Source organism: Vibrio sp. YT-18 (genome assembly GCF_033337345.1).
In the GTDB taxonomy this organism is placed as follows: Bacteria; Pseudomonadota; Gammaproteobacteria; order Enterobacterales; family Vibrionaceae; genus Vibrio; species Vibrio alginolyticus.
This window is the reverse complement of record NZ_JAWOQO010000178.1, coordinates 1-1,171: the sequence shown is the minus strand read 5'-3', so window position 1 is coordinate 1,171 and position 1,171 is coordinate 1. Positions and strand designations below refer to the sequence as shown.

Annotated in this window: 2 protein-coding genes; both read right to left on the bottom strand. The window is 43.6% G+C overall.

Going from position 1 to position 1,171, the window contains the following annotated elements; translation table 11 throughout:
- Window positions 1-109 precede the first annotated feature (109 nt).
- Window positions 110-709, bottom strand: a complete 600-nt coding sequence (locus R7M72_RS25265) for a thiol:disulfide interchange protein DsbA/DsbL (RefSeq protein WP_020841867.1) — start codon at window positions 707-709, stop codon at window positions 110-112.
- An 82-nt stretch (window positions 710-791) separates the two neighbouring features.
- Window positions 792-1,166, bottom strand: a complete 375-nt coding sequence (locus R7M72_RS25260) for a hypothetical protein (RefSeq protein WP_318056478.1) — start codon at window positions 1,164-1,166, stop codon at window positions 792-794.
- Window positions 1,167-1,171: the final 5 nt, after the last annotated feature.

Here is a 1,171-nt window from a genome sequence, read left to right as displayed (position 1 = left end):
ACGCGATATTCATGACTAGCGTACCAACTCAAGCTTGTACAACCGTACTGAGATAACGAATTCAAAAAAAATGGCGACCACTTGGCCGCCATTTTTCATTTCTTTTAATTTATAGCGTTAGCAGATAGTTCACCAATTCGCTGTACTCGGCATAGCTACGGACTTCATTAGGAATAACGATGTACTTGTTATTCACAACGACGCCAGGAACGCCGGTCAGAGTGCTCTCTTTGAACTGCTTATCGAAACGCTTTTGCATCGAACTAACCGCAAAGCTGTTGTACGCCGCGTCAAATTTGTTGCCATCGACACCGTTGTCCGTGAAGACTTTCTTTAACTCGTCTTCGTTTTTCGGTGCTTGGCGCTTTTGATGAATTTGCGCGAACATCGCAGGCACCATTTTATCTTCAACACCTAGCGATACCATGGTTGCGTAAGATTTTGCCATTGGCACTGCCATGTCTGCGCCCATAAACGCCACGTGCACTTTTTCAAAGCGTGCTTCTTTTGGCAAAGCCGGTTTTAAGTTTTCAATCACAGATTCAAACTTATAACAGTGTGGGCAGTAAAACGAAAAAAACTCTGTAACGGTTGGTTTAGTCGCTTTCTCAACGTCCAACACTTTGTAGTGTTTACCTTCTTCAAATTGAGCAGCGTGAGCGCTGAAAGCCAGTAAAAGTGTGCTGCATAGTGCAAGTAATTTCTTCATTGTTTGTTTTCCTTCGGGCACAACCGTGCCGTTTTAAATATAGCTAAGAGCCAGCTAGTGCTGGAGATAAATAAAGAAGAAATCAAACAATCGGAGGTCGGTAAGGCTTATAAACCACAACCACGGTTTTTTCAGTAGGAAGCTTATCAATGAGCGCCAAGCTGTAAGGCAGTAGCATCAATCCATTTTGCGACAAAGTCGTGGGAATTTTCACAATGCAAGAAGAGCTGCAACTGGTGTGCGACTTTTGCCCTTTTTCCATCATGTGTTCTTTGTGGTGCGGCTCAACACAATCTGTATTTACGCCGAGTTTTTCTTGAAGTGCAGTTTGCTGCATGGGAAAGCTTTGTGCTTCTATTGATGCTGTCGATGCTTGAACGCTCGATGAAACACTGGTTAGCAGCATAGCCACCAAACAAACCAGAGGAGTCATCAATGTACGAGGCAAATTCAACAGATCAA

Coding starts and splice junctions, on each gene's coding strand:
- R7M72_RS25265 (WP_020841867.1), bottom strand. CDS start 709: ATGAAGAAATTACTTGCACTATGCAGCACACTTTTACTGGCTTTCAGC.